Annotated in this window: 19 protein-coding genes and 1 pseudogene; 14 read left to right on the top strand and 6 right to left on the bottom strand. The window is 72.4% G+C overall.

All coding sequences use genetic code 11. The annotated features are described in order from the left end of the window. Positions 1–41: 41 nt before the first annotated feature. From ACFY16_RS34145 to ACFY16_RS34130, 4 genes are all read left to right on the top strand, one after another. Positions 42–1,460 (top strand): HEAT repeat domain-containing protein, encoded by a 1,419-nt coding sequence (locus ACFY16_RS34145; RefSeq protein WP_390651105.1) that lies wholly within the window; start codon positions 42–44, stop codon positions 1,458–1,460. 139 nt (positions 1,461–1,599) lie between these two features. After that, on the top strand, positions 1,600–2,733 hold the full coding sequence (locus tag ACFY16_RS34140; RefSeq protein WP_390651104.1) for a glycosyltransferase family 4 protein: 1,134 nt from the start codon (positions 1,600–1,602) through the stop codon (positions 2,731–2,733). Beyond that, positions 2,730–3,896 carry a glycosyltransferase gene (locus ACFY16_RS34135; protein WP_390651103.1) on the top strand — a complete coding sequence of 389 codons (1,167 nt, stop codon included), beginning with the start codon at positions 2,730–2,732 and terminating at the stop codon, positions 3,894–3,896. Before ACFY16_RS34140 ends, ACFY16_RS34135 begins: the two co-directional genes overlap by 4 nt. Then, a complete protein-coding gene (locus ACFY16_RS34130; protein WP_390651102.1) occupies positions 3,893–4,741 on the top strand; it encodes an SGNH/GDSL hydrolase family protein in 849 nt (282 codons plus the stop codon). Before ACFY16_RS34135 ends, ACFY16_RS34130 begins: the two co-directional genes overlap by 4 nt. Before the next feature lie 260 nt (positions 4,742–5,001). On the opposite strand, the gene ACFY16_RS34125 is transcribed toward ACFY16_RS34130, so the two are convergent. The 5 genes from ACFY16_RS34125 to ACFY16_RS34105 are packed head-to-tail and all read right to left on the bottom strand — an operon-like array spanning position 5,002 to position 9,446. Continuing rightward, complete coding sequence (locus tag ACFY16_RS34125) at positions 5,002–5,871, bottom strand: biotin-dependent carboxyltransferase family protein (protein ID WP_390651101.1); 870 nt, start codon at positions 5,869–5,871, stop codon at positions 5,002–5,004. Beyond that, the gene (locus ACFY16_RS34120; RefSeq protein ID WP_390651100.1) at positions 5,868–6,485 is read right to left on the bottom strand and encodes an allophanate hydrolase subunit 1; all 618 of its coding nucleotides are present in this window, start codon (positions 6,483–6,485) and stop codon (positions 5,868–5,870) included. Before ACFY16_RS34120 ends, ACFY16_RS34125 begins: the two co-directional genes overlap by 4 nt. After that, positions 6,482–7,240, bottom strand: a complete 759-nt coding sequence (locus tag ACFY16_RS34115; protein WP_390651099.1) for a LamB/YcsF family protein — start codon at positions 7,238–7,240, stop codon at positions 6,482–6,484. The genes ACFY16_RS34120 and ACFY16_RS34115 overlap by 4 nt, the downstream gene beginning before the upstream one ends. A 20-nt stretch (positions 7,241–7,260) precedes the next feature. Then, positions 7,261–8,082: a putative hydro-lyase gene (locus ACFY16_RS34110; protein WP_390651186.1), complete on the bottom strand. Its 822-nt coding sequence runs from the start codon at positions 8,080–8,082 to the stop codon at positions 7,261–7,263. Between the two features lie 44 nt (positions 8,083–8,126). After that, a complete protein-coding gene (locus ACFY16_RS34105; protein ID WP_390651098.1) occupies positions 8,127–9,446 on the bottom strand; it encodes an MFS transporter in 1,320 nt (439 codons plus the stop codon). 173 nt (positions 9,447–9,619) lie between these two features. On the opposite strand from ACFY16_RS34105, the gene ACFY16_RS34100 reads away from it, so the two are divergent. The 5 genes from ACFY16_RS34100 (at position 9,620) to ACFY16_RS34080 (ending at position 17,637) form a co-directional block, all read left to right on the top strand. Continuing rightward, the gene (locus ACFY16_RS34100; RefSeq protein ID WP_390651097.1) at positions 9,620–10,315 is read left to right on the top strand and encodes a GntR family transcriptional regulator; all 696 of its coding nucleotides are present in this window, start codon (positions 9,620–9,622) and stop codon (positions 10,313–10,315) included. Between the two features lie 102 nt (positions 10,316–10,417). Next, the gene (locus ACFY16_RS34095; RefSeq protein ID WP_390651096.1) at positions 10,418–11,944 is read left to right on the top strand and encodes a hypothetical protein; all 1,527 of its coding nucleotides are present in this window, start codon (positions 10,418–10,420) and stop codon (positions 11,942–11,944) included. After that, entirely contained in the window at positions 11,944–12,075 is a 132-nt protein-coding gene (locus ACFY16_RS34090) for a hypothetical protein (protein ID WP_390651095.1), read from the top strand. The genes ACFY16_RS34095 and ACFY16_RS34090 overlap by 1 nt, the downstream gene beginning before the upstream one ends. Beyond that, entirely contained in the window at positions 12,072–12,950 is an 879-nt protein-coding gene (locus ACFY16_RS34085; RefSeq protein WP_390651094.1) for a hypothetical protein, read from the top strand. The genes ACFY16_RS34090 and ACFY16_RS34085 overlap by 4 nt, the downstream gene beginning before the upstream one ends. 70 nt (positions 12,951–13,020) lie before the next feature. Then, positions 13,021–17,637 (top strand): hypothetical protein, encoded by a 4,617-nt coding sequence (locus ACFY16_RS34080; protein ID WP_390651093.1) that lies wholly within the window; start codon positions 13,021–13,023, stop codon positions 17,635–17,637. A gap of 83 nt (positions 17,638–17,720) precedes the next feature. Here the strand turns inward: ACFY16_RS34080 and ACFY16_RS34075 are convergent, their stop codons facing one another. Further along, positions 17,721–18,368: a hypothetical protein gene (locus tag ACFY16_RS34075; RefSeq protein WP_390651185.1), complete on the bottom strand. Its 648-nt coding sequence runs from the start codon at positions 18,366–18,368 to the stop codon at positions 17,721–17,723. Between the two features lie 420 nt (positions 18,369–18,788). On the opposite strand from ACFY16_RS34075, the gene ACFY16_RS34070 reads away from it, so the two are divergent. From ACFY16_RS34070 to ACFY16_RS34050, 5 genes and pseudogenes are all read left to right on the top strand, one after another. After that, complete coding sequence (locus ACFY16_RS34070) at positions 18,789–21,659, top strand: nitrate- and nitrite sensing domain-containing protein (protein WP_390651184.1); 2,871 nt, start codon at positions 18,789–18,791, stop codon at positions 21,657–21,659. After that, the gene (locus tag ACFY16_RS34065; RefSeq protein WP_390651092.1) at positions 21,656–22,090 is read left to right on the top strand and encodes a roadblock/LC7 domain-containing protein; all 435 of its coding nucleotides are present in this window, start codon (positions 21,656–21,658) and stop codon (positions 22,088–22,090) included. The genes ACFY16_RS34070 and ACFY16_RS34065 overlap by 4 nt, the downstream gene beginning before the upstream one ends. 9 nt (positions 22,091–22,099) lie before the next feature. Continuing rightward, a complete protein-coding gene (locus ACFY16_RS34060) occupies positions 22,100–22,495 on the top strand; it encodes a DUF742 domain-containing protein (protein ID WP_390651091.1) in 396 nt (131 codons plus the stop codon). Positions 22,496–22,519: 24 nt separating this feature from the next. Further along, positions 22,520–26,157 (top strand): annotated as a pseudogene (locus ACFY16_RS34055) (hydantoinase B/oxoprolinase family protein). Next, positions 26,138–26,743: an ATP/GTP-binding protein gene (locus ACFY16_RS34050; protein ID WP_390651090.1), complete on the top strand. Its 606-nt coding sequence runs from the start codon at positions 26,138–26,140 to the stop codon at positions 26,741–26,743. Before ACFY16_RS34055 ends, ACFY16_RS34050 begins: the two are co-directional and overlap by 20 nt. Positions 26,744–26,793: the final 50 nt, after the last annotated feature.

The following is a 26,793-nucleotide window of genomic DNA, read 5'->3' as shown; positions in this document are numbered from 1 at the left end:
CGTCCCCGGTTGCGTCGACGCTTGATGTGAGGCTGTTTCCCATGTTCGATCCGGTCATAGCGCCCAGCGGTACGCTGCTCGGCCTGCTCCAGCGGGGCCGCGGCGATGGCACACTGCACGCGCTCACCGCCCCGCGCGCCGAAGCGCTCGCGGCCCTGAACCAGTGTGTGCTGCGCGATCCCCGCCACGACTGGCAGGTGGAGAACCGCTCCCTGTACTACGCCCGCCTGTACCTCGATCTCGGTGGCGACCTGGACGAGATCGAAGCGCATCTCTTCGACGTCGAGGACGTCTTCGACACCGAGGAGTCACGTACCGGGCTGGCCCTCGCCGTACTCGGACACCTCGCCTCCTACGGCAGGCAGGACGCCCTCGAACTGCTGCGCAGGTACGCCGCCTCCGGCTCCAACTGGGCCTGGGCCCTGGACGAGCTGGCGTTGCGCGACGACGACGCGGGTCTGCGCGCGCTGGCCGCCCCCGTACTGGCGCGGTTCGCGACCGACGCCGAGGGCGAGGCCGAACTGGCCGTCGTGGTCCGCGACGCCTTCGAGCCCCGGCCCTGGCGGCTGTGGGCGGAGGATCCGCGCGAGTACGTCTCCACGCGCGTGCGTGCCGCCCAGGAGGCCGGCTGCTTCGACCGCTGGCAACGGCAGATGCGCCCGAGCGGACCCCGTCCCGGGTGGAGCGTGCGGGCTGTCTTCGAGTGGGCCCAGCAGGGCATCGAGCGAGGTGCCGCGCTGCATGTGCCGGCCGCCCGCTGCCTCGTCGCCGTGGCAGGTCCCGAGGACCGCCCCGAGATCGTCCAGGCCGCCAGGGACGGCGACGACGGAGCCCGCTGCACCGCCCTGCGCTACCTCGCCGACAGCAACGATCCCGACGCCCTCGACCTCATCGAGGGGGCCGTGGCCGCCGGCTCGGCGACCGTCGTGGAGGCCGCGGTCGACGCCTTCGAACGCATGCGCAGTATCGCGGCCGTCGACCGGGCACGCGGCTGGGCCCGTCGGCCCGATCCGCTCGGCGCCGCCGCCGGACGCGTGCTTGCCTGCCGGGGCGGAGCCCAGGACAGCGACCTGGTCCTCGGAGCCCTGCGCGAAGCCGTACGCGGCGAAGGCCCCGACGCGCCGACGCTGTGGACCCTCGTCGACGGCACCGGACGGCTCGGCATCGCCTGCGCCGCCCCCGTCCTGCGCCACATCTACCGCGAGACGGCCTCGTCCCACCTACGGGGACGCTGTGCCCGGGCCCTGGCCGCCACCGACCCCTCCTTCGCCGCCGGATTCGCTGTCGAGTGCCTCTGGGACTGCGAGGAGTCCACCCGCGAGGTCGCCGCCCGGCACGCCGAGACAGGTGACGCCCGCGTGGTGGAGCGACTGCGCCGGCTCGCCGCCGACCCGGCCGAGGAGGACGAGGTCCAGACGGCCGTACGCAGCCGGATCGGACCGGACGCCCCCACAGTGTGAACACGGGATGACCCACGGGTCAGGCGGGCATGGACGCGGCCTGACCTGCTCGGGTGTGCACCGCAACGCTCATGGGACGTTCCTCGTCCGGAAAGATCCACGTTGACGCGACCACGTCCAGTACGGCGACAACACCCGTATGCGTGTCGTCATCGTGACCGAATCCTTTCCCCCCGATGTGAACGGCGTGGCCCACTGCGCGCTCCAGACCGCCCGGCACCTCGTCGATCGCGGTCACGCTCCCCTCGTCGTCGCCCCGGCCACCGCGGCCGGCAACGGGCCCGACGCCCTCGCGCCGTGCCCCGTCGTCCGAGTCCCCTCCCTTCCGCTCCCCGGCTACCACCAGGTCCGCGTCGCCCTCCCCAGCCGACGCGTCGCCGCGGCCATCACCGAACACCGCGCCGACATCGTCCACCTGGCCAGCCCCTTCGTCCTCGGCGTCCGCGGCATGGCGGCAGCCGCCCGGCTCGGCCTCCCGGCCGTGGCCGTCTACCAGACCGATCTCGCCGGATACGCCCGTACGTACATGGGCGCGGGCGAGGCCGCGGCCTGGCGGCGCATACGCTCCGTCCACGCCGCCGCCGACCTCACCCTCGCCCCGTCCAGCGCGGCCCTGCACGACCTGGAGGCCCACGGCGTGCCCAGGGTGCAGCTGTGGCCGCGCGGTGTGGACACCGTCCGCTTCCGCCCCGAGCACCGCGACGAGGCACTGCGCCGCGAACTCGCCCCGAACGGCGAGCTGATCGTCGGCTACGTCGGGCGGCTCGCGCCCGAGAAGCAGGTCGAACTCCTGGCCGGTGCCTGTGGCCTGGAAGGCGTGCGGGTCGTGGTGGTCGGTGACGGGCCCAGCCGGCCGAGTCTCACCGACGCGCTGCCCGGCGCGGTCTTCCTGGGCCCGCGCACCGGCCACGACCTCGCCCGGATCTTCGCCTCACTGGACGTCTTCGTGCACACCGGCCCCTTCGAGACCTTCTGCCAGACCGTCCAGGAGGCCATGGCGAGCGGCGTGCCGGTCGTCGCGCCCGCCGCCGGCGGTCCGCTGGACCTCGTGGCCCACGGCCGCACCGGGTTCCTGGTGCCGCCGCGCGACACCATCGCCGTACGGGACGCGGTGTGGTCCCTGGCCGCCGCTCCCGCCCTGCGCGACGCCTACGGGGCAGCCGGACGTGCCATGGTCGAGGGGCGCACCTGGGCGGCCGTCGGCGACCGCCTCATCGGGCACTACGCGGACGTCCTCGCGGCGCGGAAGCGGAAGCCGGTGGTGGCGGCATGAGTGCGTTGCGCATCGTGAGGCTCGCCAACTTCGTCGCCCCCGCCTCCGGAGGACTGCGCACCGCGCTGCGCGAGCTGGGCAGGGGCTTCAAGGCCGCGGGACACGAGCCCGTTCTGATCGTCCCCGGCGAGCGGCACACCGACCACGAGACCGAGCAGGGCCGTGTGATCACCCTGCCCGGGCCGCTGCTGCCCGGCACCGGCGGCTACCGCGTGCTCACGGACAAGGGGCGCGTGGCCCGGCTCCTCGAGGAGCTCGGGCCCGACCGGCTGGAGGTCTCCGACCGTACGACCCTGCGGTGGACCGGCAGGTGGGCCCGGCGCGCCCGGGTCCCCGCCGTGATGGTCTCCCACGAGACCGCCGACGGCGTGCTGCGGACCTGGGGACTGCCGGAAGGGGCGGCTCGTCGCGCTGCCGACGCCCTCAACGTCCGTACGGCGCACACCTACGCGCGCGTGGTGTGCACCACCGAGTTCGCCGAGCGGGAGTTCGTACGGATCGGGGCCCGCAACGTCGTACGGGCCCCGCTGGGCGTCGATCTGGTGGAGCGGCACCCCGCGCTGCGCGACCCGGGGTTGCGGGACCGGCACGCACGCGTGGACGAGACGTTGCTGGTGATGTGCTCCCGGCTGTCCGTGGAGAAACGGCCCGGCACGGCGCTGGACGCCCTGGACGCGCTGCTGCGGCGAGGCCGGCGGGCGGTGCTGGTGGTGGCGGGCGACGGGCCCCTTCGGTCCCGCCTCGAACAGCGGGCGCGGGAGCGAGGACTGCCGGTCACCTTCCTCGGGCACGTCGCCGACCGCTCTGCCCTGGGCGCGCTCCAGGCGTCCGCCGACGTGTGTCTGGCGCCCGGACCTGCCGAGACGTTCGGGCTCGCCGCGCTCGAGGCGATGGCGTGCGGCACGCCGGTCGTGGCGAGCGCCTCGTCCGCGCTGCCCGAGGTGATCGGGCCGGCCGGCGCCACCGCGGCCGATCATGGCGACGCCTTCGCGGACGCGGTGGAGATGCTCCTCGCACGATCCGAGGCGCAGCGGCGGGGAACGGCACGCGCGCGTGCGGAGTGTTTCGGATGGAGTGCCGCGGTCGAGGCGTTCCTGGCCGCGCACGACGCGCCGGTACCGACGGTACGGGTGCGTCCCGTCGTGCCGGAGGGCCCGTCATGAGATCCGTCCGGTTCGTGGCACTCGGGGACTCGCTCACCCAGGGGGTGGGCGACCCCGTGGGGGAGGAGTGGCGTGGCTGGGCCGCACTGCTCGCCGAGGGCCTCGCCGCCGGGCCCGTGGCGTTCACCAACCTCGCGGTCAGCGGGGCGCAGACGCGTGACGTGCTGGCACGGCAGACACAGGACGGGCTCGCGCTGAGCCCGGACGTGGTCTCCGTCGTCATCGGCGTCAACGACACCCTGCGCTGCACCTTCGACATCCACGCCGTCGCCGCGCGGCTCGACAAGGTGTATGCGGCCTTCACCGAACAGGGCGCGGTCCTGCTCACGGCGTGCCTGCCCGACCCCGGGGCGATGCTCGGACTCCCCGGAGCCCTGGCACGGCCGCTCGCCCGGCGGCAACGGGCGGTCAACTCCGTGGTGCACGCGCTGTCGGAGCGGTACGGGGCGGTGCACCTGCACGCGTCCGAGGGCGCGTGGCTCACCGACCGCGCCATGTGGAGCGCGGACCGGCTGCATCCCGGCGAGCGGGGGCACCGGCAGTTGGCCGTGCGCTTCCACGCGCTGCTGGCGGAGGCGGGCATCGCGACGGGGGCGGCGCCCTCGCCGGAGCCCGAGTTCCCCGCGCCGACCAAGTCGGCGAGCCTGTGGTGGATGGCCACCGCGGGTACCGGCTGGGTGGCCCGGCGGTGCACCGACCTCCTGCCTCAGCTGCTCACCCTCGCAGCCGACGAGATGCGCCACCGGGCCCGGGGCACGAGCGCCCGGCTCGACCTGCGGGCCTCCGCAGCGGTCTCCACGGCACTTGCCGCGCTGTCGGCGCCGGAGCAGGTGGATGTCCCGTAGGACTGGACGTTCCGTAGGACTGCTGGGGTGGCCCGCGCCGAGCGGGTTGTGGCGGGCTTCGCCGGTGCCCCTCGCCTGGGCCCGGGGGCCGGGTTCGGGCGGTGTGTCACTGCTTCAGCGGCATGCCATCGGCAGTGCCCGACTGCCGATGCTCCGGTGGCAGGGTGCCGGTGGCGTGCGAACGGCACCGCTCGGCGAGGCCCGGTCCGGACGGGACGGCTCGGCGCCCTGTGACCGGGCCGGCCCGCCGGCGGCTCGGCTCAGCGACGGCGTACGGTCACGAAGCGAACCGGGGTTCCCGGCAGGGCTTGCGCGGCTGACGGGACGTCGGCGGCACGGACGACGCCGATCACCGGGTAGCCCCCGGTGGTCGGGTGGTCGGCCAGGAAGACCACCGGGCGGCCGTCCGGGGGGACCTGGACCGCGCCCAGGACCATGCCCTCGCTGGGGAGTTCGCCGGGGCGGGCCCGCTCCAGCGCGGGGCCCTCCGTGCGCAGGCCGATGCGGTTGCTCGCGGGGGAGACCCGGTAGGCGCGCGACGTGAAGGCTCGTACGGCCTCCGGTGTGAACCAGTCGTGGCGCGGGCCGAGCGTCACACGCAGCACCAGTTCCGTCGGCGGCCTCGGCTGCGGGGCGGTGTCCACGCGCGTGTGCGGGCCGACGACCGGTCCGAGGGGCAGTACCGAGCCGTCCGTGAGCGGCGGTGGGCCGAGACCCGACAGCAGGTCCGTGGAACGGCTGCCGAGGACCGGCTCGACGGCGATGCCGCCGGACACGGCAACGTAGCTGCGTACGCCGGCCATGGCCGTTCCCACGTCGAGGAGCGCCCCGGCGGGTATGCGTACGGGCGCCCCCCAGGCGACCGGCCGTCCGTCCACCGTGACCGGGCAGGGCGCGCCCCCGATCGCCACGGTGATCGTTGAACGAGGACGCAGTCCGCAGCCGTTGAGGGTGGTCTCCAGGACGGCCGCCTCCGGCGGATTGCCGACCAGCCGGTTGACGAGCGCCGCCGCGGGCCGGTCGAGTGCCCCGGAGTGGGGCACGCCGAGGTGGGCGTGCCCGGGACGCCCCCGGTCCTGCACGGTCGTCAGCGCCCCGGCCCGTACGACGGCGAGCGCACGGTCCGTCATGTGCCCCCCACCGCTACGAAGCGGACACGCGTGCCGGGCGACAGCAACGCGGCCGGCACGCGCGTGTGGTCCCACAGCACCGTGTCCGTGCTGCCGATCAGCTGCCAGCCGCCGGGCGACGAGCGCGGGTACACGCCCGTGTACGGGCCCGCCAGCGCCACCGCACCGGCCGGGACCACCGTGCGCGGGGTGGCCCGGCGCGCGACGTCGTAGCGGCGGGGCAGGCCGGTGAGATACCCGAAGCCGGGGGCGAAGCCGCAGAAGGCGACGCGGAACTCGGTGGCCGCGTGGATACGGGCCACCTCCGGTGCACGGACGCCCCAGTGGGAGGCGACGTCGGCGAGGTCGGGGCCGTCGTAGCGCACCGGAATGTCGACGACGTCCTGAGCGCTCGGGGCGGCGGACGGCACCTTGGCGGAGGTCAGTTCGGATGACAGACGGTCCGGGGAGTCGACGCCGTCGAGGAGGACCGTACGGGCCGCCGGAACGATCTCGCGGACGATGAGCAGGCCCTCCGCGCGGCGGCGCAGCAGCTCCGCATGCAGGGCCTGGGCCTCCTCTCCCGAGGAGACCTCCACGAGCAGGGCGTCGTCACCGACGGGCAGCACCCTCATACGAAGGCCTCCACCCGGACGCCCGACTCCTGCAGGCGCCGGCGGACCCGCCGGGCCAGCTGCACCGCGCCGGGCGTGTCGCCGTGCAGGCACAGGGAACGCGCGCGTACCTCGATACGCGCCCCGGAGCGAGCGGTGACTGCCCCGAAGCGGGCGAGACCGAGCGAGCGCTCCACGACGGCTTCCGGGTCGGTGACCACGGCGTCGTCCTGGCCGCGCGGCACGAGCGTGCCCTCCTCGGTGTACGCGCGGTCCGCGAACGCCTCCGTGACGGCCGGCAGTCCCGCCTTCCCGGCCAGGTCCAGCAGACGTGAGCCGGGCAGGCCGAGAACCGGCAGCGTGGCATCGGCGAGGAGCACGCCGTCGACGACCGCGCCGGCCTGCTTCTCGTCATGCACGACGCGGTTGTAGAGCGCGCCGTGCGGCTTGACGTACGCCACGCGTGCGCCTGCCGCACGCGCGAAGACCTCCAGGGCGCCGATCTGGTACGCCACTTCGGCCGCCAGCTCGGCGGGCGGCACGTCCATCGCGCGCCGCCCGAACCCGGCCAGGTCCCGGTAGGAGACCTGGGCGCCGATCGTCACGCCGCGCTCGGCCGCCAGCTCGCACACCCGGCGCATGGTGACCGCGTCCCCGGCGTGGAAGCCGCACGCCACATTGGCGCTGGTGACGACGGACAGCAGTTGTTCGTCATCGGTCAGCCGCCAGCGGCCGAAGCCCTCGCCGAGGTCGGCGTTCAAATCGATGGAGGTCATGGATCCTTCGTGTCTCCTGGTCAGGCAACGCGGTACTGCTCGTCGCGGGCGTCGGTGAGGAACATCTGTCCCGGGGCGTGGGTGATGGCGAACGGCGGCCGCGAGGCCATCACGGCCGCCTGCGGAGTCACCCCGCAGGCCCAGAACACCGGGATGTCGTCCGGCTCCGCTTCCACCGGGTCCCCGAAGTCTGGGCGGCCGAGGTCGTCGATGCCGAGCCCCGAGGGATCACCGCAGTGGACGGGGCTGCCGTGCACGGCTGGGAGCAGACTGCTCTCCCGGATCGCGGCCGCCAGGTGCTCGGGCGGCACCGGACGCATGGACACCACCAGGGGGCCGTGCAGCCGCCCCGCCGGGCGGCACTGGCGGCTCGTCACATACATCGGGACGTTGCGACCCTGCTCGATGTGGCGGACCGGGACACCCGCCCCGGCCAGTGCCCACTCGAAGGTGAAACTGCAGCCGATGAGGAACGACACCAGGTCGTGGCGCCAGTGCGCGCGTACGTCCGTCGGTTCGTCCACCAACTCGCCGTCCCGCCACACCCGGTAGCGCGGCAGGTCGGTGCGCAGGTCGGCGCCGTCCGCGAGGACGGTGGTCCACGAGCCGGCGTCCGTGACGTCCAGGACGGGGCAGGGCTTCGCATTGCGCTGGCAGAACAGCAGCATGTCGTAGGCCCAGTCGGCGGGCACCGAGATCAGGTTGACCTGGGTGTGGCCGGCCGCGACCCCGGCCGTCGCACCGGACAGGCCCTTGCGGAAGCGGGCCCGGGCGGTTTTGGGGCTCCACGCGTGCGCGTGCTCGTCGACGAGGATCAGGGGACGATCCTCCGCGGGAATCAGGGGACGATCCTTCGAGAGGGCCAGGGGGCGATCCTCCGTACGGTTCACTCCAGTTCCTTCCCGCGCGTCTCCGGCAGCCCCAGCAGCGCGAGTGCCGCGAGGCCGTAGCCGATCGCGCCGAAGACCAGCGCGCCGCCCACACCCCAGCTGTCGGCCAGGAAGCCGACCGTGGTCGGGAAGACGGCGCCCACGGCGCGGCCGGTGTTGTATGTGAAGCCCTGTCCGGTGCCCCGCACGGCCGTCGGATACAGCTCGCTCAGGTACGACCCGAAGCCGCTGAAGATCGCCGACATGCAGAAGCCGAGCGGGAATCCAAGGACCAGGAGCAGGGTGTTGGCGCCGTCCGGGATGTTCGCGTACGCCAGGACGCAGACCGCCGACAGAAGGGCGAAGAGCCAGATGTTTCGCCGGCGACCCAGCCGGTCGGTGAGGTAGCCGCCGGTGAGATAGCCGGTGAAGGCGCCCGAGATCAGGAAGGTCAGGTAGCCGCCGGTGCCGACGACCGACAGGCCGCGCTCCGACTTCAGGTACGTCGGCACCCAGGTGGCGAGGGTGTAGTAGCCGCCCTGCACGCCGGTGGAGAGCAGGCCCGCGAAGACCGTCGTCCGCAGCAGGCGCGGTGCCCCGGCCGTCCCCCGCTTGAAGATCGCGGCGAACGACCCTGTCTGCGGGTTCTTCTCGCGTGCCGCGGCCGCCTCGGGGGCGTCCTGCACCCGGCGACGAACCCACACCACGAGCAGTGCGGGCAGGGCGCCGGTCCAGAACATCACGCGCCAGGCGAGGCCGTCGTCGACGAAGGAGAAGACCAGCGTGTACACGACCGCGGCCAGGGCCCAGCCGACGGCCCACGCACTCTGGATCGCGCCCAGCGTGCGGCCGCGGTGCTTCGCGCTCGCGTACTCGGCGACCAGGATGGCGCCGACGGCCCACTCGCCGCCGAAACCGAGGCCCTGCAGGGCCCGGAAGACCAGCAGCGTCTCGTAGTTGGGCGCGAAGCCGCAGGCGACCGTGAACACGGCATACGTGATCACCGTGATCAGCAGCGCCTTGACCCTGCCGACCCGGTCCGCGAAGACGCCCGCGAGAGCGCCGCCCACCGCCGAGACGACGAGGGTGACGGTGGTGAACAGGCCGGTCTGACCGCTGTCCAGGCCGAAGTGGGCAGCCAGCGCGACCATGCTCAGCGGGAGGGTGAAGTAGTCGTAGGAGTCCAGGGCATAGCCGCCGAACGCGCCGGCGAAGGCGCGGCGGCCGCGCGGGCCGAGAGCGTGCAGCCAGGCCAACGCGCCTTCGTCCGTGGAACGTTCACCTGTGGCGGGACGTGCGTCAGTGGTCAGGGCCTGGGGTGGAGGGGTCGTGCTCATGGGCACCTCGCAGAGGGATGACGAAGGGTGCTGAGACTGAGCCGTGCCGTGCGGGAGCAGGGGCGCCGCTGTGGGGACGGGGGCGGTGCCGTGCGTAGCACCGTAGAGGATCGTTCAACGATCCTTCAATACTCGTGTTGTTTCGTCCTCGTATCTGCGATTGAATTCCGGGCATGGCAGAGCAGCTGACGGGACTGGCCGACGACCGCGCGCTCCTTGGGCGCACCAGCACCGCCGAACGGGTCTCCGACATCCTCAGAAGCCGTATCGCCGAGGGCTATTTCCCGCCGGGGACCCGTCTGTCGGAGGACAGCATCGGCGGGGCGCTCGGGGTCTCCCGCAACACGCTGCGCGAGGCGTTCAGGCTGCTCACCCACGAACGCCTTCTCGTCCACGAGCTCAACCGCGGAGTCTTCGTACGGGTCCTGACCGTCGACGACGTCGAGGACATCTACCGCACCCGTGCCCTCGTCGAGTGTGCCGTCGTTCGAGGCCTGGGCGAGCCGCCGTACGCGCTGGAGGGACTGGCCGCCGCGGTCACGGCAGGACAGACGGCGGCCGTCGAGAATGACTGGAAAGGGGCGGGTACGGCCAACATCCACTTCCACCGGGAACTCGTCGCCCTGGCCGGCAGCGAGCGCACCGACGAGCTGATGCGCAGCGTCTTCGCGGAGCTACGGCTGGCCTTCCACGTCGTGGACGACCCACGGCGGCTGCACGAGCCCTACCTCGCCCGCAACCGCCAGATCCTCCAGGCCCTGCAGGCCCGGGACAAGGACGAGGCCGAAAAGCTGCTCGAGGTCTACCTCGCGGACTCACTGGAGCGGGTTGTCGAGGTCTACCGGCGCCGGGTCGGGGAGGGAGAGTAGTCCGGGCGGCACGCCGCCGTCGTATCGGTGTGACAATCGTGACGCCGGGGTCCATCTGCGCCGTTTGGGTCGTTGTCAGACCGAGGACCTAGTCTGTGCACCGTGACTTCGCCTGCATCGACGGACAGTGTTCCGCCCCAGCTCAGCGCGGCGCCGCGCCCCGCACCGGGCCCGGCTGCCGACGAGGGGCTGGCGCGGCGGCTGCGCGCGCTCGCCTGCACCGCGCCGATCCACGACCTCGACGCGCGCAAGGCCAACCTCGCGGGTGAGTACTCGGTGTACGGCATGGCGGAGATCGCCCTCGCCGCGATCGACCTGGTCACCCTGAACATGGACTTCGACACGGGCGCCGACCACGACCAGATAGTGGCCAGGCTCCTCCCGCGCATCGCCGCGCAGGCCCCGCAGCGCCCCGTCGCCGAGCACGAGCGTGTGGCCCGCTGGGTCCTGGAGAACCTGATCAACGTCGGCAGCGTCGACCGCGGCTTCCGGGCCATGTACGGCACGTTCACCACGGACGGCAGCTATGTGCGCCGCGACTACGACTTCAAGCTGATCGAGGAGGTGCCCGGCCCCGGCGGCAGCGTCTACCTGCGGACGACGGACGAAGCCGTGAACGTCCTGGTCGGCGCCCTCGACACAGACGTCACGAGCGCGCAGATCGCCGCCGAGGTCAAGCTGGAGGTGCTCATCAGCCGCGGCCGCCTCGCCGACGCCCAGCTCGCTGCCGAGCAGGCCCGCTACCGGACCGTGCAGTACTCGGAGACCCTGCGCAGGGCGCTGGACGCGACCCGGCGCAACGTACGGGCAGTGGACTGGCTCAACGCTGTGCCCGACATGATCGCCGAAGCCCTCGACCACGTGGCCGACCGCTACCGCCACGAGAACGCGATCCTCACGAACATCCGCAAAGCCCGCGACGAGTCCGAGGACCCCGAGCAGAAGCGGCGTGCCGCCGAGCTCGTCGACATCGTGAAGGACTGCATCCGGCGCCACACGCAGTTGCAGTCGCGACTGTTGGAGGCGGGGCCGCTGTTCCGCGCGGAGCAGGACCGGCAGGCCTTCGCCACGCCCATGACCACCTCGGGCATCGACCTGTACGGGCACCTGGTCGCGCCGGTTCTGCCCTTGCCGTGGGAGCAGGCGGTCAGGGTCACCGACGCGTTCTTCTCTCGCGGCACCGGGCTGCGTACACCGGTCTCGGTCCGGGTCGGGGACCTCGTCGACATACTGCTGACGCCGCCGATGGAGCGGGAGCATCTCGGGGCGGAGATGCCCGAGCCCGACCTCATCGCCACGCCGGACGACAGCCGGTTCAGCGAGGAGCAGTTGGCGGCGGCGATGGAGCTGCTCGATCTGCCGGCGGACGCGCCGCGGCGGCTGTCGGGTCTGCTCGCGGAAGCGCGGCGGCGTGACACCGAACTGCCCTATCTGGTGGCGCTGTTGGCCGTTCACGCGGCCAGCCCGCCGGTGGGCACGGCCTACCGCCAGGGCGAGGAGAAGCTGCTGTTCGCCGTGGACGACGGGACGGAGCTGGACGACCCGGAGTTCGGCGGAGCCGATCTGATCGTGGGCACGGCTCTGCTGGATTCGGCGGGGATGGCGGCGGACCGGAAGGAGGCCGCGTGATGTCGTACCTCGGCTGCGCGCCGTCCGCGGCCGGTCGCGCCCACGTGGCGGAGCCGCCCATGGCACAGTCCCGCGCCCCTGGCGGCGTCGCCCCCACCCTCGTTTTCAAGTCCAAGGAGTTCCAGTCGTGAGCGAGCACGTCGAGTGGAGTGAGCCGGACACCGGACCCGCTCCGGCGACCGCCGCCGTCACCCCCGCCGACGCCGCCGACGCGGCGCGGCTCGTCGCCTTCGGGTTGCAGCCCAAGCTGCAGCCCGCGCGTGACCAGGAGTACGCGGAGCTGCTGCGGAGGTACCGGGAGGATCCGCCGTTCGCGCGCCTCGCCGACGCCGTGGCCGCCGGCCTCGGGCTCGTGGTGCTGGAGGTGTCCCCCCGCGCGGGGATGGCCGTGACCGCGGCCGAGGACTCGGTGTTCGCCGTTCGCATGGGCGACTACGCGCGTCGGACCTCCGCCGACTCCGGGGACCGCTTCCTGCACGGGCTGGCCCATCTCGCCGTCGCCGCGATGGCGTTCCCGCGGCCGGAGGACCTCGCCGACGACGGGTACATCGGCCGGGTCAGTGTGAACGGAGTCGACGCCTTCGTCCGCCAGGCCTGTCGCCGGCTGGAGGAGCGCGCCGACGACCAGGGCGAGAACACCGACCCCGCCACCGACGCGCCCGGGCTCGAGGCCGCCTGGCGGATCTGGGCCAGACGCAGCGCGACCGGCGCCACCAAGGACGCTCGTCGGCTGGCGGGGTCGACGACCGGCATCGTCGGCAAGGCCGTCGCCTTCCTCACCGACTCCGGTTTCCTCCAGCGCACCGGCGACGACAACGGCGGCACGTACCGCACGACGGCTCGCTACCAGCTCCAGGTGCGTGACATGGCCGGCGGCGCCGCCATGGCTGAGCTCCTCGAACTGGGCGTCGTTCCGGTCACCGACGGTACGCCGACGCTGCTGCCCGCCGAGGACACCGACGACCTGGACCTGGTGGCCGACGCCGGGCTCCCGTTCCACTCCTGAAGCGTCTGAAGTCACCGAAGCGCCTGAAGCTTCCGCCCCCCGATCTGCCGAAGACTTACGAGAGTCCGCCATGTACGAGCTGTCCCGGGTCCGTCTCTACTCCATCGGACCCGCCGGTGCGCGGTACGCCGACACTGTGCTTGACCTGCGGGGCGTGGGCGAACCCGTGCCCGACCCCGCGCCCACCCAGGCGGAGTTCTTCGAGGAGGAGCCCGTCGGCCCGCCACGCCGGCCCGCCCCCGCGGGCGTGCTCTTCCTGGAGAACGGCGGCGGCAAGTCGGTCCTGCTCAAGCTGATCTTCTCCGTGATGCTGCCGGGCCACCGCAACACGCTCGGCGGCGCCAGCTCCGGTGTGCTGCGCAAGTTCCTGCTGGCCGACGACTGCGGCCACGTGGCGCTGGAGTGGCAGCACGTGCTGACCGGCGAGTGCGTCGTCGTCGGAAAGGTGAGCGAGTGGCGCGGGCGTCAGGTCTCCAATGACCCACGGAAGTTCGCCGAGGCCTGGTACTCCTTCCGGCCCGGCCCCGGCCTGAGCCTGGACAACCTGCCGGTCGCCGAGGCCACCTCCGTACGACCATCCGTCGAGGGGCAGTCCGGCGCGCAGGGCCGCCGACGCACCATGAAGGGCTTCCGGGACGCCATCACCGAGGCCGGCAAGGCGTATCCGCATCTGGAGGTGCACTGGGAGGAGATCCACGACCGCTGGATCGAGCACCTCGGCGACCTCGGTCTCGACCCCGAACTCTTCCGCTACCAGCGGGAGATGAACGCCGACGAGGGCGAAGCCGCCGGGCTGTTCGCGGTCAAGAAGGACTCCGACTTCACCGACCTGCTGCTGCGCGCCGTCACGGACACGCGCGACACCGACGGGCTCGCCGACCTCGTCAGCGGCTTCGGCAACAAGCTGGGGCGGCGCGCCGAGCTGATCGCCGAACGGGACTTCACCGCCGGGTCGGTCGACCTGCTCGGCCGGATCGTCGATGCCGCCGAGACGCGTGCTCGCGCGCGTGACATCCACACGGCGGCCGAGCGCCGTACCCGCACGCTGGCGCGCAGGCTGGCCGCGCGAGCCGTGCGGGAACGCGCGCGTGCCACCGATCTCGCCCAGCGGGTCACGGCCGCCGCCTACGCGGTCACCCACTCCGAGGGCGCGCGCGAGCGCAGCGCCCTCGTCGCCGCAGAACTCGCCTACCGGCACGCGTCGTTGGCGCTCGCCGCGGCCGAGAAGTCCGCCGCCGCGCAGAAGCGCGAGCTCGCCGAGGCGCGCACCCTGCACTCCGCCTGGCAGGCCGCCGAGGCCGTACTGCGCCACCGCGCGGCCGCCGACCGAGTCGCCCGGGTGTCCGCCGCGATCCAGGAGGCCGAGCGGGACGCCGCACCCGCGCTCGCCGCCCGCGCCAAGGCCGCCGTCGACCTGGTACGGGCCCTGCATGCGGCCGCGGAGGGCGCCGAGACCCTCGCCAACGAGGAGGAGGAGCGGTCCGCCGCGCTCCAGGAGGTGAGCGACTCCGCCTACCGGGACTCCACGTCCGCCGCAACCGAGGCGCAGCGCGCCCGCAGCGAGGTCGGACACCTGCGTCAGCGTCTCACCGAGGTCGAGCAGGAGACCGCGGAGGCGGTGCGAGCGGGCTGGCTGGACGACAGCGCGCCCGACGCCGACCCCGCGCGTGCGGCGCTCGCCGCCAGCGATGCCGAGAAGACCGCCGTCGCGGCCTGGGACACCGCGCGTGAGGCTTCGCGGCGGGCCACCGAGCACGCGCGCGAGGCGGCCTCCGCCGAGTCCCGCGCGGAACTGACCGCGGCCCGCGCGGCGGACGCGGCGACGGCGTCCGAGCGGTCGTACGACGCCGAACGCCGTATCGCCGAGGCGCTGGCGGGCGAGGAACGGCTGGCGGACCTGTTGAGTCTGACCGCCGACGCCGCGCGTCCGGGGATCCCGCAGCCCCGGCCCGGCACCGACACGGACGCGCCCGAGGGGGCCTTCACCCTCGCGGAACTCGACCGTTTCGCCGACGAACTGCGCGAACTCCTCGACGACGCCGTCTCCTCGGCCGAACGGCAGCTCTTCGAACTGCGGACCGCTGCCGCCGACGACGCCCGCATCCTCGGTGCGCTCGGCGACGGGGGACTGCTGCCGCCCGGCCCGGACGTGCTGGCCACCGTGGAGTTCCTCGGGGAGCACGGCATCCCCGCGCTGCCCGGCTGGCGCTACCTCGCCCAGGCCGTCGACCCCGCCGACCACGCTCGCGTGCTGGCCGCCCGCCCCGAACTGGTCGACGGCGTGATCATCACCGACCCGGACTCGCACACCCGGGCCCGGGAAGCGCTCGGCAACGCCGCCCTGCTGCCGCGTTCTGCCGTGGCAGTGGGTACCGCGGCCGCCCTGCTCGCCCCCACCCCGGCCGCGGACTCGGCAGACGGCGACGTGTTCCTCGTACCGCCGAACCCGGCCATGCACGACGAGCACGCCGCCGACGAGGAGCGGCAGGCGCTGCGCGCGCGGGCGACGGAGCGCGACGAGGAGATCCGCACACTCGCCGCACGGCTCGGCAAGGACCGGGAGCTGGCCGCCCGGCTGGCCTCATGGCGCACCGGCTGCCCCGCGGGACGGCTCGCGGAACTCGAGCAGGCCGCCCAGGACGCCCGCGCGTTCGCCGAGGAGTCCGGGGCCGAGCTGGCCGAGGCGCGGACCGTGCGGTCCGAGGCAGAGGAGGCCGCCGCCGAGGCGGCGCAGGTGCGGGACGAGCGGCAGGAGGCCGCGCAGAAGGCGCGGCGGGCCGCCGACGCCCTCGCCGGGCTCGCCTTCCGGCTGCGCGAGCGCGCCGGCTGGCAGGTCAAGCTGCGCGAACTCGCCGACGAGGCCACCGAGTCGGAGGCCCGCGCCCAAACCTGCCTGGAGCGCGCCCGCGCCGCCGACGAGGACCGCCGCGCCGCCCAGCGCGCGGCCGACGACGCCCGCCGCACGGGCCGGGCGCTGCGCGCCGAGCGCGCCGAGATCGCCGGCGCCCCCGACGACGTACCGAAGGACGACGCGGACGCTTCCAAGGCGTCCCTGCCCGCCCTCCGCGAGGCCTACCGGGCCGCCTCCCAGCTCTACGAGAAGGTCGGCGTCGGCGCCGACCTGCGGGCGGAGCAGGCCCGTGCGGAGAGCGACGAGAGCGCGGCCCGGGCCGAGCTGGACCGGCTGAGCAACAAGGTCCGCACGCGCGCGGAGCAGCTGCTCCAGTCGCCGGACGGCTCCGACGGGCCGTCCCGGCAGGCCGCCGCCGCGCGCGCCGAGGAGCTGGTGCAGCTCCTGGAGACCCGGATGTCGCAGGCGAGCGAGCAGCTCGGGCGGCTGCGCGGCGAGGCCGAGCGGCACGCCCCAGAGGACGGCGAGGCGCACACCGAGTTGCCCGAGGAGCTCCAGCCGCGCGACGCCGAGCACGCGCAGGCCCTGCGGCGTACCGCCACCACGGAACTCGCCTCCCGTACGGACGCTTTGGCCCAGGCCCGCGAGGCGCACGCCGAACTCCTGGACGGGCACCGGGCCGCCGAGGACGCCGTCGGTGGTTTCGAGGAGACCGCCGCGATGCTCCGCGACCTGCTGCGGGAGCACGCAGCCGAGGAGGAGCAGGAGGAGAACGAGCCGTACCCCGGGAGTCTGGAGGAGGCGCGGCAGTCGGCCGCCGAGTCCCGCCGTTCGCTGCGCGGCTGCGCCGCCGACCTGTCCGCCGCGGAGGCCTCCGTACGCGAGGCGAGCGACATCCTCGTCCGGCACGCCAACTCCACACGCTACGAGCAGGTACGCACCCCCGCTCGGCAGCAGATCCGCGAGCTGCCCGCGTCCGCGCTGCCCGAGCACGCCCACAAGTGGGCGGACGCGTTCGCGCCCCGACTGCGCGTCCTCACCGACGAGTTGGCGCAGCTGGAGCGGAACAGGGACTCGATCGTGGACCGGTTGAGGGGACTTGTGGAGTCCGCCCTCGCCACCCTGCGGTCCGCCCAGCGGCTGTCCCGCCTGCCCGAGGGGCTCGGCGAGTGGTCCGGGCAGGAGTTCCTGCGCATCCGCTTCGAGGAGCCCGACCAGGCCACGCTCGCCGAACGGCTCGGCGAGGTCATCGACGAGGCGACCCGGGCCGCCGTGAAGAAGAACTCCGACCTGCGCCGTGACGGCATGTCCCTGCTGCTGCGAGGGGTCGGCGCGGCCCTCCAGCCCAAGGGCGTCGCCGTCGAGATCCTCAAGCCCGACGCCGTACTGCGCGCCGAGCGCGTGCCTGTCGGTCAGATGGGCGACGTGTTCTCCGGCGGCCAGCTGCTCACCGCGGCCATCGCCCTGTACTGCACGATGGCCGCCCTGCGCTCCAACGATCGGGGCCGCGACAAGCACCGGCACGCGGGCACGCTGTTCCTCGACAATCCCATCGGGCGCGCCAACGCCACCTATCTGCTGGAGCTCCAGCGGGCGGTGTCCGACGCGCTAGGCGTCCAGCTCCTCTACACCACCGGCCTGTTCGACACGACGGCGCTGGCGGAGTTCCCGCTGGTCATCCGACTACGCAACGACGCCGACCTGCGAGCGGGCCTGAAGTACATCAGCGTGGAGGAACACCTCCGGCCGGGGCTGCCTCAGCAGGCCCCGGCCGGGGACGGTGAATCGGTGCACAGCGAGATCACGGCGACACGGATGTTCAAACGGCCCGCGTAGCCGTTCCGCGTCCTCCTTCAGCAGCGCGCCCCGCCCCGTCCCGTCGGTCCGGCTCGCCTGATCAGGTGTCCGACATTGCCTCGTCAGGGGTGGGACAGCCGACCCGTGCCGCCGGCCCGGCGTATTCGCTTGTTCGCCCGCTCGGTGGCCCGTGCCTGCCGCCGAGCCCGGCGGCGCTCGCGTCGCAGTGACCGGGCAGTGCTGCTCGGGGCCGACACGACGCCGTTGCGCTGGTTCCAGACCTGACGCGTCACCCACACGTCGAGAACGGCCCACGTGGCGACCACGGTGCTGGTCACGCTGCTGAGCACCATCGGGAACGCCAGCCAGGACCCGGCCATGGTGCACAGGAACGCCACCATCGCCTGTATCAGCGTCACGGCGATGATGATCACCGCACGCACGGCCGCGGTGCGCACCGGGTCGGGCATCCGGCGTCGCCGGGCGGGCTCCTCGACCCACAACGTCCGGTACTGCGCCCCGTCTTGTATCAAGTATTGCGTCGAGTCTCGTGCTGAGCCGGGTGAGTTCGGCACGTCGGGCGCGCCTGCTCGTGCCGCGCCCTCGTGCGCGGCCGGGCCCGCACTCACGCCTGCCGGAACGCCGCGTCGGCCCGCCGACCTGTGGCCGTCCCCCGGAATGTCGCGATCCGGTGCCTCGGGGCGCCGCTGCGCCACCCTGTGCGCCACCGCGCCGTCGTCAGACGTCTCGTGCCGCTCCGCCGTGCCCATCACCGTGTCACTCCCCACCGCCGGAAGACCCCTCGCCCCGGTCCGAAGACCCCGACTCCCCAGTGGCTGCCCGGCTTGCGCTGTTTTACGCCGCCCGGGTGCGGGATACGGCTCCTGTGGCCGATTCCGCCCCCAATTCCCATAGAGAAAGACGAACGAAGCCTCCCGAAGATTCCCAACGAACGAAAAATTCTGGCCAACTGGCGTTCCTTGCCGGTCGGATCCGATTCCTGAGCGACCGTCGGTTTCGTGGAGGCAATCTCCCGCAATGACCGGACAACTGACCATGTCTCGTCGCCAGTACGGAGGTTCAGCTTCCGGACGGCTCTTCGAGTTACCTGTGGGTCGGTAGTAGGCTCGCGCCGTTTGTTGACGCACGTCTGTACCCCCTTCCACGTGGGGGTCGAGCTGGGGGAGGCCATGCGCTTTCGCGGGAAGTCGATCCGCCGGAAGATCGTGGCGCTGCTTCTCGTGCCGCTGGTGTCCCTGACCGCTGTCTGGGGCTTCGCCACGGTGCTCACGGGTCGTGAGGCGAACCGCCTGTTCAACGTGTCGTCGGTGGTGGAGAACATCGGCTACCCCATCGAGGACTTGGTCCGCGTCGTCCAGCAGGAACGCCGCCAGACCCTCGTCTACCTCGCCGACCCCCGCGCCTCCGACGCCCTCTCCGCGCTCCAGCGAACCCGGACCGCGACGGACGGAGCCATCGCCGAGATCCGCGGCAACGCCGGGAACGCCGACGTCCGCGACGTCCTGGACGAGGACGACACCGAGGCCGTCACCGCCGTCCTGGACGCCTTCGACGGCATCGACTCCCTCCGCCGCAGCGTCGAGGAAGGCACCGTCACCCGCGCCCAGACCCTCGACCTCTACAACCGTCTGATCGACCCCTGCTATGCCCTGCTGGCCACCCTGGACGTGGTCGACAGCGTGAACATGGACAAGCAGTACCGGGCGCTGGTCAACGTCGCGCGCGCCCGGGAACTGCTCTCCCAGGAAGACGCCCTGCTCGGCTCCGCCCTGGTGGTCGGCCGGGTCACGCGCGACGAGATCCGCGAAGTCTCCGACCTCGCTGCACAGCGGGACGCCGTGTACGACATCAGCCTCGCGCAGCTGCCCACCGCGGAGCGAGACCGCTACGAGCGCTTCTGGAAGAACGCCACCACCGCCTCGCTGCGGACGGCCGAGCAGTCCGTCATCGCCGCCACGGCGGACAGCATGCCCAGCGGCGTCACCGCCAAGAACTGGGACACCGCGGCGGGTAACGTGCTCGACGAGCTCGGCACCCTCGACGACCAGGCGAACGACCGCTACCAGGACCGGGTCCGCCCGGTCGCGGTCGGCGTCATCGTCCAGGCGGCCGTCGTCGGTGTTTTCGGCCTGATCGCCCTGCTGCTCTCGCTCTTCCTGTCCGTACGCGTCGGCCGCAGGCTCATCCGCGACCTGCGTCAACTGCGTCTGGAGGCCCACGAGGCGTCCGGTGTGCGCCTGCCCAGCGTGATGCGCCGGCTGTCTGCAGGTGAACAGGTCGACGTGGAGACCGAGGTACCGCGCCTGGAGTACGACAGGAACGAGATCGGCGAGGTCGGCCAGGCGCTCAACACCCTGCAACGGGCCGCTGTCGAGGCCGCCGTCAAACAGTCCGAGCTGCGCGCCGGGGTCTCCGAGGTCTTCGTCAACCTCGCCCGTCGCAGCCAGGTGCTCCTCCACAAGCAGCTCACCCTGCTCGACACCATGGAGCGCCGGACCGACGACACCGAGGAACTCGCCGACCTGTTCCGTCTCGACCACCTCACGACCCGCATGCGGCGGCACGCCGAGGGCCTGGTGATCCTGTCCGGAGCAGCCCCCTCGCGGCAGTGGCGCAAGCCCATCCAGCTCATGGACATCGTGCGCGCCGCCGTTGCCGAGGTCGAGGACTACGAACGCATCGAGGTCCGCCGGTTGCCCCGCACCGCCATCACCGGCCCAGCGGTCGCCGACCTCACCCACCTCGTCGCCGAACTCCTCGAGAACGCCACGGTCTTCTCGCCGCCGCACACCGCCGTCCAGGTTCTGGGCGAACGGGTCGCCAACGGCTTCACGCTGGAGATCCACGACCGTGGTCTCGGCATGGCCGCCGAGGCGCTGCTGGACGCCAACCTCCGGCTCGCCGAGACGCCGGAGTTCGCGCTGTCCGACACCGACCGGCTCGGACTGTTCGTCGTCAGCCGGCTCGCCCAGCGGCAGAACGTCCGGGTCTCCCTGCAGCCGTCCCCCTACGGCGGCACCACGGCCGTCGTGTTCATCCCCGACGTCCTGCTGACGGACGACGTCCCGGACACCAACGGCATCGGCTTCCGCCTCGACCGGCCCCAGCCGCCGAAGGAGGGGGCGCCTGGCGAGAGCCGACGGACCGCGCTCTCCCACACGCCCGTGCAGCTTCCCGGCCTGCCTGCCTCGCTCCTGGACGGGCCGGTCGAACTGGAGGCCCCCGTCGACCTCGACGCCCTCGACGACTTCCCGGGCGTGCTCGACAGCGAGGACAGCGAACGCGGCGGACTGTTCCGCCCGCGCCGTTCGGTCGCCCCCATGGAGGACCGGGCGGGCGGACACGGCGACGAGCGACACCACCAGCTTCCGGGCCCACATGGCGCAGGGGACCGTACCGACCCCGCCGAGCACCTGAGCGCTCCTGTCCCACTGCCCCGCCGCAGCACGCCCAAGCTGGTCAGCTCCCACGGCCGGCCGGTCAGCGAGCAGCGCTCCCGGCGCGAGGAGACGGACGAGGAGCCCTCCGCGCTCCCCGGTCCGCGCCGCTCCGACACGGATGGCCCGGCACCCCTGCCGACCCGCCGCAGGGGTGCAACGACGCCGCTGCGCCGGGGCACCGGCGTGGCCGACCACCCCGCCGAGCCCACCGATTCCACCGCACCACCTCAGGCCCAGGGCCCGGACGAGTCGCCGGAAGCCCCGGCACTTCCCAGGCGCACCCGGGGTCCCGCGGTCCCGCCGAGTGGTACGGACGACACGGCTCGGCCCCTCGGCAGCCCGCCTCACGAGGCAGGCTCCGGCACGGGTCCGCTGCCCCGCCGCGTGCGGCAGGCCAGCCTTGCTCCACAGTTGAAGCAGGGGCCCGTGCGGCGGGCCGAGGAAAGTACGGAGCTCGCGGAGCGCGACGCCGACGAGGTACGCAGCCGCATGGCCTCGCTCCAGCGCGGCTGGCAACGCGGCCGTGAGGAGAACGCCGCGGGCGACGGCGCCCACAGCGGCACAGCACCACAAGGAACGACAAAGGGGGACGGTCGATGACCGCACCGAAGCCGACCGGCCACACCGCGGACAGCAAGGGCGAGCTGAACTGGCTCCTCGACGACCTGGTGGACCGCGTCGCAAGCATCCGCAAGGCCGTCGTGCTCTCCGGCGACGGCCTGGCCACCGGGGTTTCCAACGACCTGAGCCGGGAGGACGGCGAGCACCTCGCAGCCGTCGCCTCGGGATTCCACAGCCTCGCCAAGGGCGTGGGCCGCCACTTCGAAGCGGGCAACGTCCGCCAGACGGTCGTCGAACTCGACGACGCCTTCCTGTTCGTGACGGCCGCCGGCGACGGCAGCTGCCTCGCCGTACTCGCGGACGCCGACTCGGACGTCGGCCAGGTCGCCTACGAGATGACACTGCTGGTAAAGCGGGTGGGCGTACATCTGGGCGCAGCCCCGCGCACCGATCTGCCCTCGGGCGGGTAGTGAGATGGCATGAGCACTGACGGTCAGCGCAGAAGCCAGTGGTTCGACGACGACGCCGGGCCGGTTGTCCGTCCGTACGCCATGACACGCGGCCGCACCACCAGTGCGGCTCAGCACCGCCTCGATCTGATCGCGGTGGTCGTCACGGAACCCCACGCGGACGACCCGGTGGGGGATCCCAGCCTGTCCCCGGAACACGTGGACATCGTCGAGCTGTGCCGTGGCACCCCGCAGTCGGTGGCCGAACTCGCCGCCGAGCTCGACCTGCCCATCGGAGTGGTGCGAGTCCTCGTCGGGGATCTCGTGGACGGGGAATTCGTCCATGTGAATCGGCCCGTACCCCCTGCCGAACTGCCGGACGAGAGTATTCTGCGCGACGTGATCAACGGCCTCCGGGCGCTCTGAGCAGCGTGGAAGCGGGGTGAAGACGTGACAGGCTGGCAGTTCTGGGTGGACCGGGGCGGTACCTTCACCGACATCGTCGCGCGGCGCCCGGACGGCAAGCTGCTGACACACAAGCTGCTGTCGGACAATCCCGCGCGCTACGCCGACGCGGCGGTCGCGGGCGTGCGTCGGCTCCTCGACGGCTCGCGGGACCCCGTCGAGGCCGTCCGCATGGGTACCACGGTCGCCACCAACGCCCTCCTGGAGCGCAAGGGCGAGCGAACTCTGCTCGTCACCACCCGCGGCTTCCGCGACGCCCTGCGCATCGCCTACCAGAACCGCCCTCACATTTTCGCCCGCCGCATCGAACTGCCCGAGCTGCTCTACGAGCGCGTCGTCGAGATCGACGAGCGCATCGCCGCCGACGGCACCGTCCTGCGCACCCCGGACCTGGACTCCCTCGCAGGTCCCCTCCAGGAGGCCTACGACGACGGGATCCGCGCCGTCGCGGTGGTCTGCATGCACAGCCACCTCCATCCCGCCCACGAGCACGCCGTCCGCGAGGTCGCCGCCCGCATCGGCTTCCCGCAGATCTCGCTGTCCAGCGAGGTCAGCCCACTGATGAAGCTCGTACCGCGCGGCGACACCGCCGTCGTCGACGCTTACCTCTCGCCCGTACTGCGCCGATACGTCCAGCACGTCGCCGGTGAACTCGAGGGCGTCCGACTGATGTTCATGCAGTCCAACGGAGGTCTTGCCGAAGCCGGACAGTTCCGCGGCAAGGACGCCATCCTGTCCGGCCCCGCGGGCGGCATCGTCGGCATGGCCCGCATGTCGCAGCTCGCCGGCTTCGACCGCGTCATCGGCTTCGACATGGGCGGCACCTCCACCGATGTCTCGCACTTCGCGGGTGAGTACGAGCGCGTCTTCACCACGCAGATCGCGGGGGTGCGGCTGCGCGCGCCCATGCTGGACATCCACACCGTCGCGGCCGGCGGCGGCTCCGTCCTCCACTTCGACGGATCGCGCTACCGCGTGGGGCCGGACTCGGCGGGCGCGGACCCGGGGCCCGCCTGCTACCGCGGTGGCGGCCCGCTCGCCGTCACCGACGCCAACGTCATGCTCGGCCGCATCCAACCGACCCACTTCCCGCAGGTGTTCGGCCCCGACGGGGACCAACCCCTCGACGAGGCGCTCGTCCGCGACCGTTTCACCGCCCTCACGAACGAGATCCGCGAGCAGACCGGCGACGAGCGCACCCCCGAGCAGGTCGCCGAGGGCTACCTGCAGATCGCCGTGGCCAACATCGCCAACGCCGTGAAGCGGATCTCCGTGCAGAAGGGCCACGACGTCACCCGCTACGCCCTCACCACCTTCGGTGGTGCGGGCGGTCAGCACGCCTGCAAGGTCGCGGACTCGCTCGGCATCCGCACGGTCCTCGTGCCTCCCATGGCCGGTGTCCTGTCCGCGCTCGGCATCGGCCTCGCCGACACCACGGCCATGCGCGAACAGTCCGTCGAGGCACCGCTGGAAGCGGCCTCCATGCCCGGCGTCCACAAGACGGCCGACGACCTGGAGGCCGCGGCCCGCACCGAACTCCTCGCCGAGGACGTCCCGGAAGAGCGCGTCCGCGTCACCCGCCGCGCCCAGCTCCGCTACGACGGAACCGACACCACCCTCACCGTCGAGCTGACTGAGCCCGACGCCATGAGGCACGCCTTCGAAGAACGTCATCGCGCCACGTACTCCTTCGTCCTGGACCGCCCGATCGTCGTCGAAGCGCTCTCCGTCGAAGCCACTGGCATCACCGAACCCCCCGATCTGTCCGCCCTCGCCCCGTACGAAGGCCGCTCCGTCACACCCGAGACCGTCCGTCTCCACACCGGCGGCGCCTGGCGCGACGTACCCCTGCACCGCCGCGAGGACCTGCCCCCCGGCGAGACCGTGACCGGCCCCGCGATCATTACCGAGACCAGCGCGACGACCGTCGTCGACGACGGCTGGCAGGCCGCGACGACCGACGACGGGCATCTGGTCATGGAACGCGCGGCGGTTACGCAGAGTTCCGATCTCGACACGAAAGCCGACCCGGTTCTCCTCGAGGTCTTCAACAACCTCTTCATGTCGATCGCTGAACAGATGGGCGCCCGCCTGGAGTCCACCGCCCAGTCCGTCAACATCAAAGAACGCCTGGACTTCTCCTGCGCCCTCTTCGACCCGGATGGAAACCTGGTGGCCAACGCCCCGCACATCCCTGTCCACCTGGGCTCGATGGGCACGAGCGTCAAGGAGGTCATCGGGCGCCGAGGCGATGCGATGCGGCCCGGGGACACCTACGCCGTCAACGACCCGTACCACGGCGGCACCCACCTTCCGGACGTCACCGTGATCACCCCGGTCTTCGACACCGAGACAACCGGCAACACGCAGGGTGACCGCATCCTCTTCTACGTCGCCTCCCGCGGCCACCACGCCGAGATCGGCGGCATCGCCCCGGGCTCCATGCCCGCCGACAGCCGCACCATCGAAGAGGAAGGCGTCCTCTTCGACGACTGGCTACTTGCCGAGGAAGGCCGCTTCCGCGAGGAGGAGACCCTCCGCCTCCTCACCGACGCACCCCACCCGTCCCGCAACGCGAAGACCAACCTCGCCGACCTCCGCGCCCAGATCGCCGCGAACCAGAAGGGCGTCGACGAAGTCGGCCGCATGATCGAGAACTTGGGCCTTGACGTCGTCCAGGCCTACATGAGACACGTCCAGGACAATGCCGAAGAGGCCGTACGCCGGGTCATCGACGCCCTGGACGACGGCGAGTACGCCTACGAGACCGACTCGGGCGCCGTCATCCGCGTGCGCGTGCGCGTGGACCGCGAAAACCGCTCGGCCACCATCGACTTCACTGGTACCTCGGCGCAGTTGGGCACCAACTTCAACGCGCCGTTCTCGGTGGTCAACGCGGCCGTCCTGTATGTTTTCCGCACTCTCGTCGACGACGACATCCCTCTCAACGACGGCTGTCTGCGCCCCCTGGACATCGTCGTGCCGCCGGGCTCCATGCTCGCGCCGGAGCCCCCGGCCGCCGTCGTCGCGGGCAACGTGGAGACCTCCCAGGCGATCACCGGGGCGCTCTATGCGGCTCTCGGCGTCCAGGCAGAGGGCTCCGGCACCATGAACAACGTCACCTTCGGCAACGAACGCCACCAGTACTACGAGACCGTTGCCTCCGGATCGGGCGCGGGGGACGGCTTTCCCGGCGCGAGCGTCGTCCAGACCCACATGACCAACTCGCGGCTGACGGATCCAGAAGTCCTGGAGTGGCGCCTGCCGGTCCGACTCGACGAGTTCGCGGTCCGGCGCGGCAGCGGTGGCGCGGGACGCTGGCGTGGCGGGGACGGAGCCGTGCGCCGCATCCGGTTCCACGAGCCCATGACCGTTTCCACCCTGTCACAGCACCGCAGGGTGCCGCCGTACGGCATGGCCGGCGGCGAGCCCGGCGCCCTGGGCGTCAACCGGGTGGAACGCGCGGACGGCACCGTCGTCCGACTCCGCGGAAGCGACACGGTGGACGTCCACCCCGGCGACGTACTCGTCATCGAAACCCCCGGCGGCGGAGGCTACGGTCCACCGTCGGCCGACCCCACCATCAAGCAGGAGAAGTGATCGATGATCTTCGGGCGTTCTGAGCGCGGCAAGCCCCCGGTCGAGCCCGTCACGCTCAAGATCCTTGTGGCCGGCGGTTTCGGCGTGGGCAAGACCACCCTCGTCGGCGCGGTGAGCGAGATCAGGCCGCTGCGCACCGAGGAACTGCTCACCGAGGCCGGGCGCCCGGTCGACGACACCCGCGGCGTGGAGGGCAAGCACACCACCACCGTCGCCATGGACTTCGGGCGCATCACCCTCCGCGAGGACCTGGTGCTGTACCTCTTCGGTACGCCCGGCCAGGAGCGGTTCTGGTTCATGTGGGACGAACTCTCCGAAGGCGCCCTCGGCGCCGTCGTCCTCGCCGACACGCGTCGCCTGGAGGACTGCTTCGCCGCCATCGACTACTTCGAGCGGCGTTCCATACCTTTCCTCGTCGGCGTCAACTGCTTCGAGGGGGCACCCCGTTACCCGGCCGAGGACATCCGCAGAGCCCTCGACCTCGACGACGACGTGCCGCTCCTGCTGTGCGACGCCCGCGCCCGCGAGTCGGTCAAGGACATCCTCATCGGTGTCGTCGAGCACGCGATGGCCTACGCCGCGACCCGCCGCCAGGTCGTCACCACCTGACCGCACGCGCGCGGCCCGTACCCCCGCCGGCCGGGGTACGGGCCGCAGCC

This window comes from Streptomyces sp. NPDC001315 (genome assembly GCF_042896175.1).
In the GTDB taxonomy this organism is placed as follows: domain Bacteria; phylum Actinomycetota; class Actinomycetes; order Streptomycetales; family Streptomycetaceae; genus Streptomyces.
This window is presented reverse-complemented; position numbering and strand designations above follow the sequence as displayed.

Bases quoted from the DNA above. Each gene is read 5' to 3' on its own strand.
- ACFY16_RS34145 (WP_390651105.1), top strand. From the start codon at position 42: ATGTTCGATCCGGTCATAGCGCCCAGCGGTACGCTGCTCGGCCTGCTC.
- ACFY16_RS34140 (WP_390651104.1), top strand. From the start codon at position 1,600: ATGCGTGTCGTCATCGTGACCGAATCCTTTCCCCCCGATGTGAACGGC.
- ACFY16_RS34135 (WP_390651103.1), top strand. From the start codon at position 2,730: ATGAGTGCGTTGCGCATCGTGAGGCTCGCCAACTTCGTCGCCCCCGCC.
- ACFY16_RS34130 (WP_390651102.1), top strand. From the start codon at position 3,893: ATGAGATCCGTCCGGTTCGTGGCACTCGGGGACTCGCTCACCCAGGGG.
- ACFY16_RS34125 (WP_390651101.1), bottom strand. From the start codon at position 5,871: ATGACGGACCGTGCGCTCGCCGTCGTACGGGCCGGGGCGCTGACGACC.
- ACFY16_RS34120 (WP_390651100.1), bottom strand. From the start codon at position 6,485: ATGAGGGTGCTGCCCGTCGGTGACGACGCCCTGCTCGTGGAGGTCTCC.
- ACFY16_RS34115 (WP_390651099.1), bottom strand. From the start codon at position 7,240: ATGACCTCCATCGATTTGAACGCCGACCTCGGCGAGGGCTTCGGCCGC.
- ACFY16_RS34105 (WP_390651098.1), bottom strand. From the start codon at position 9,446: ATGAGCACGACCCCTCCACCCCAGGCCCTGACCACTGACGCACGTCCC.
- ACFY16_RS34100 (WP_390651097.1), top strand. From the start codon at position 9,620: ATGGCAGAGCAGCTGACGGGACTGGCCGACGACCGCGCGCTCCTTGGG.
- ACFY16_RS34090 (WP_390651095.1), top strand. From the start codon at position 11,944: ATGTCGTACCTCGGCTGCGCGCCGTCCGCGGCCGGTCGCGCCCACGTG.
- ACFY16_RS34080 (WP_390651093.1), top strand. From the start codon at position 13,021: ATGTACGAGCTGTCCCGGGTCCGTCTCTACTCCATCGGACCCGCCGGT.
- ACFY16_RS34075 (WP_390651185.1), bottom strand. From the start codon at position 18,368: ATGGGCACGGCGGAGCGGCACGAGACGTCTGACGACGGCGCGGTGGCG.
- ACFY16_RS34070 (WP_390651184.1), top strand. From the start codon at position 18,789: ATGCGCTTTCGCGGGAAGTCGATCCGCCGGAAGATCGTGGCGCTGCTT.
- ACFY16_RS34065 (WP_390651092.1), top strand. From the start codon at position 21,656: ATGACCGCACCGAAGCCGACCGGCCACACCGCGGACAGCAAGGGCGAG.
- ACFY16_RS34060 (WP_390651091.1), top strand. From the start codon at position 22,100: ATGAGCACTGACGGTCAGCGCAGAAGCCAGTGGTTCGACGACGACGCC.
- ACFY16_RS34050 (WP_390651090.1), top strand. From the start codon at position 26,138: ATGATCTTCGGGCGTTCTGAGCGCGGCAAGCCCCCGGTCGAGCCCGTC.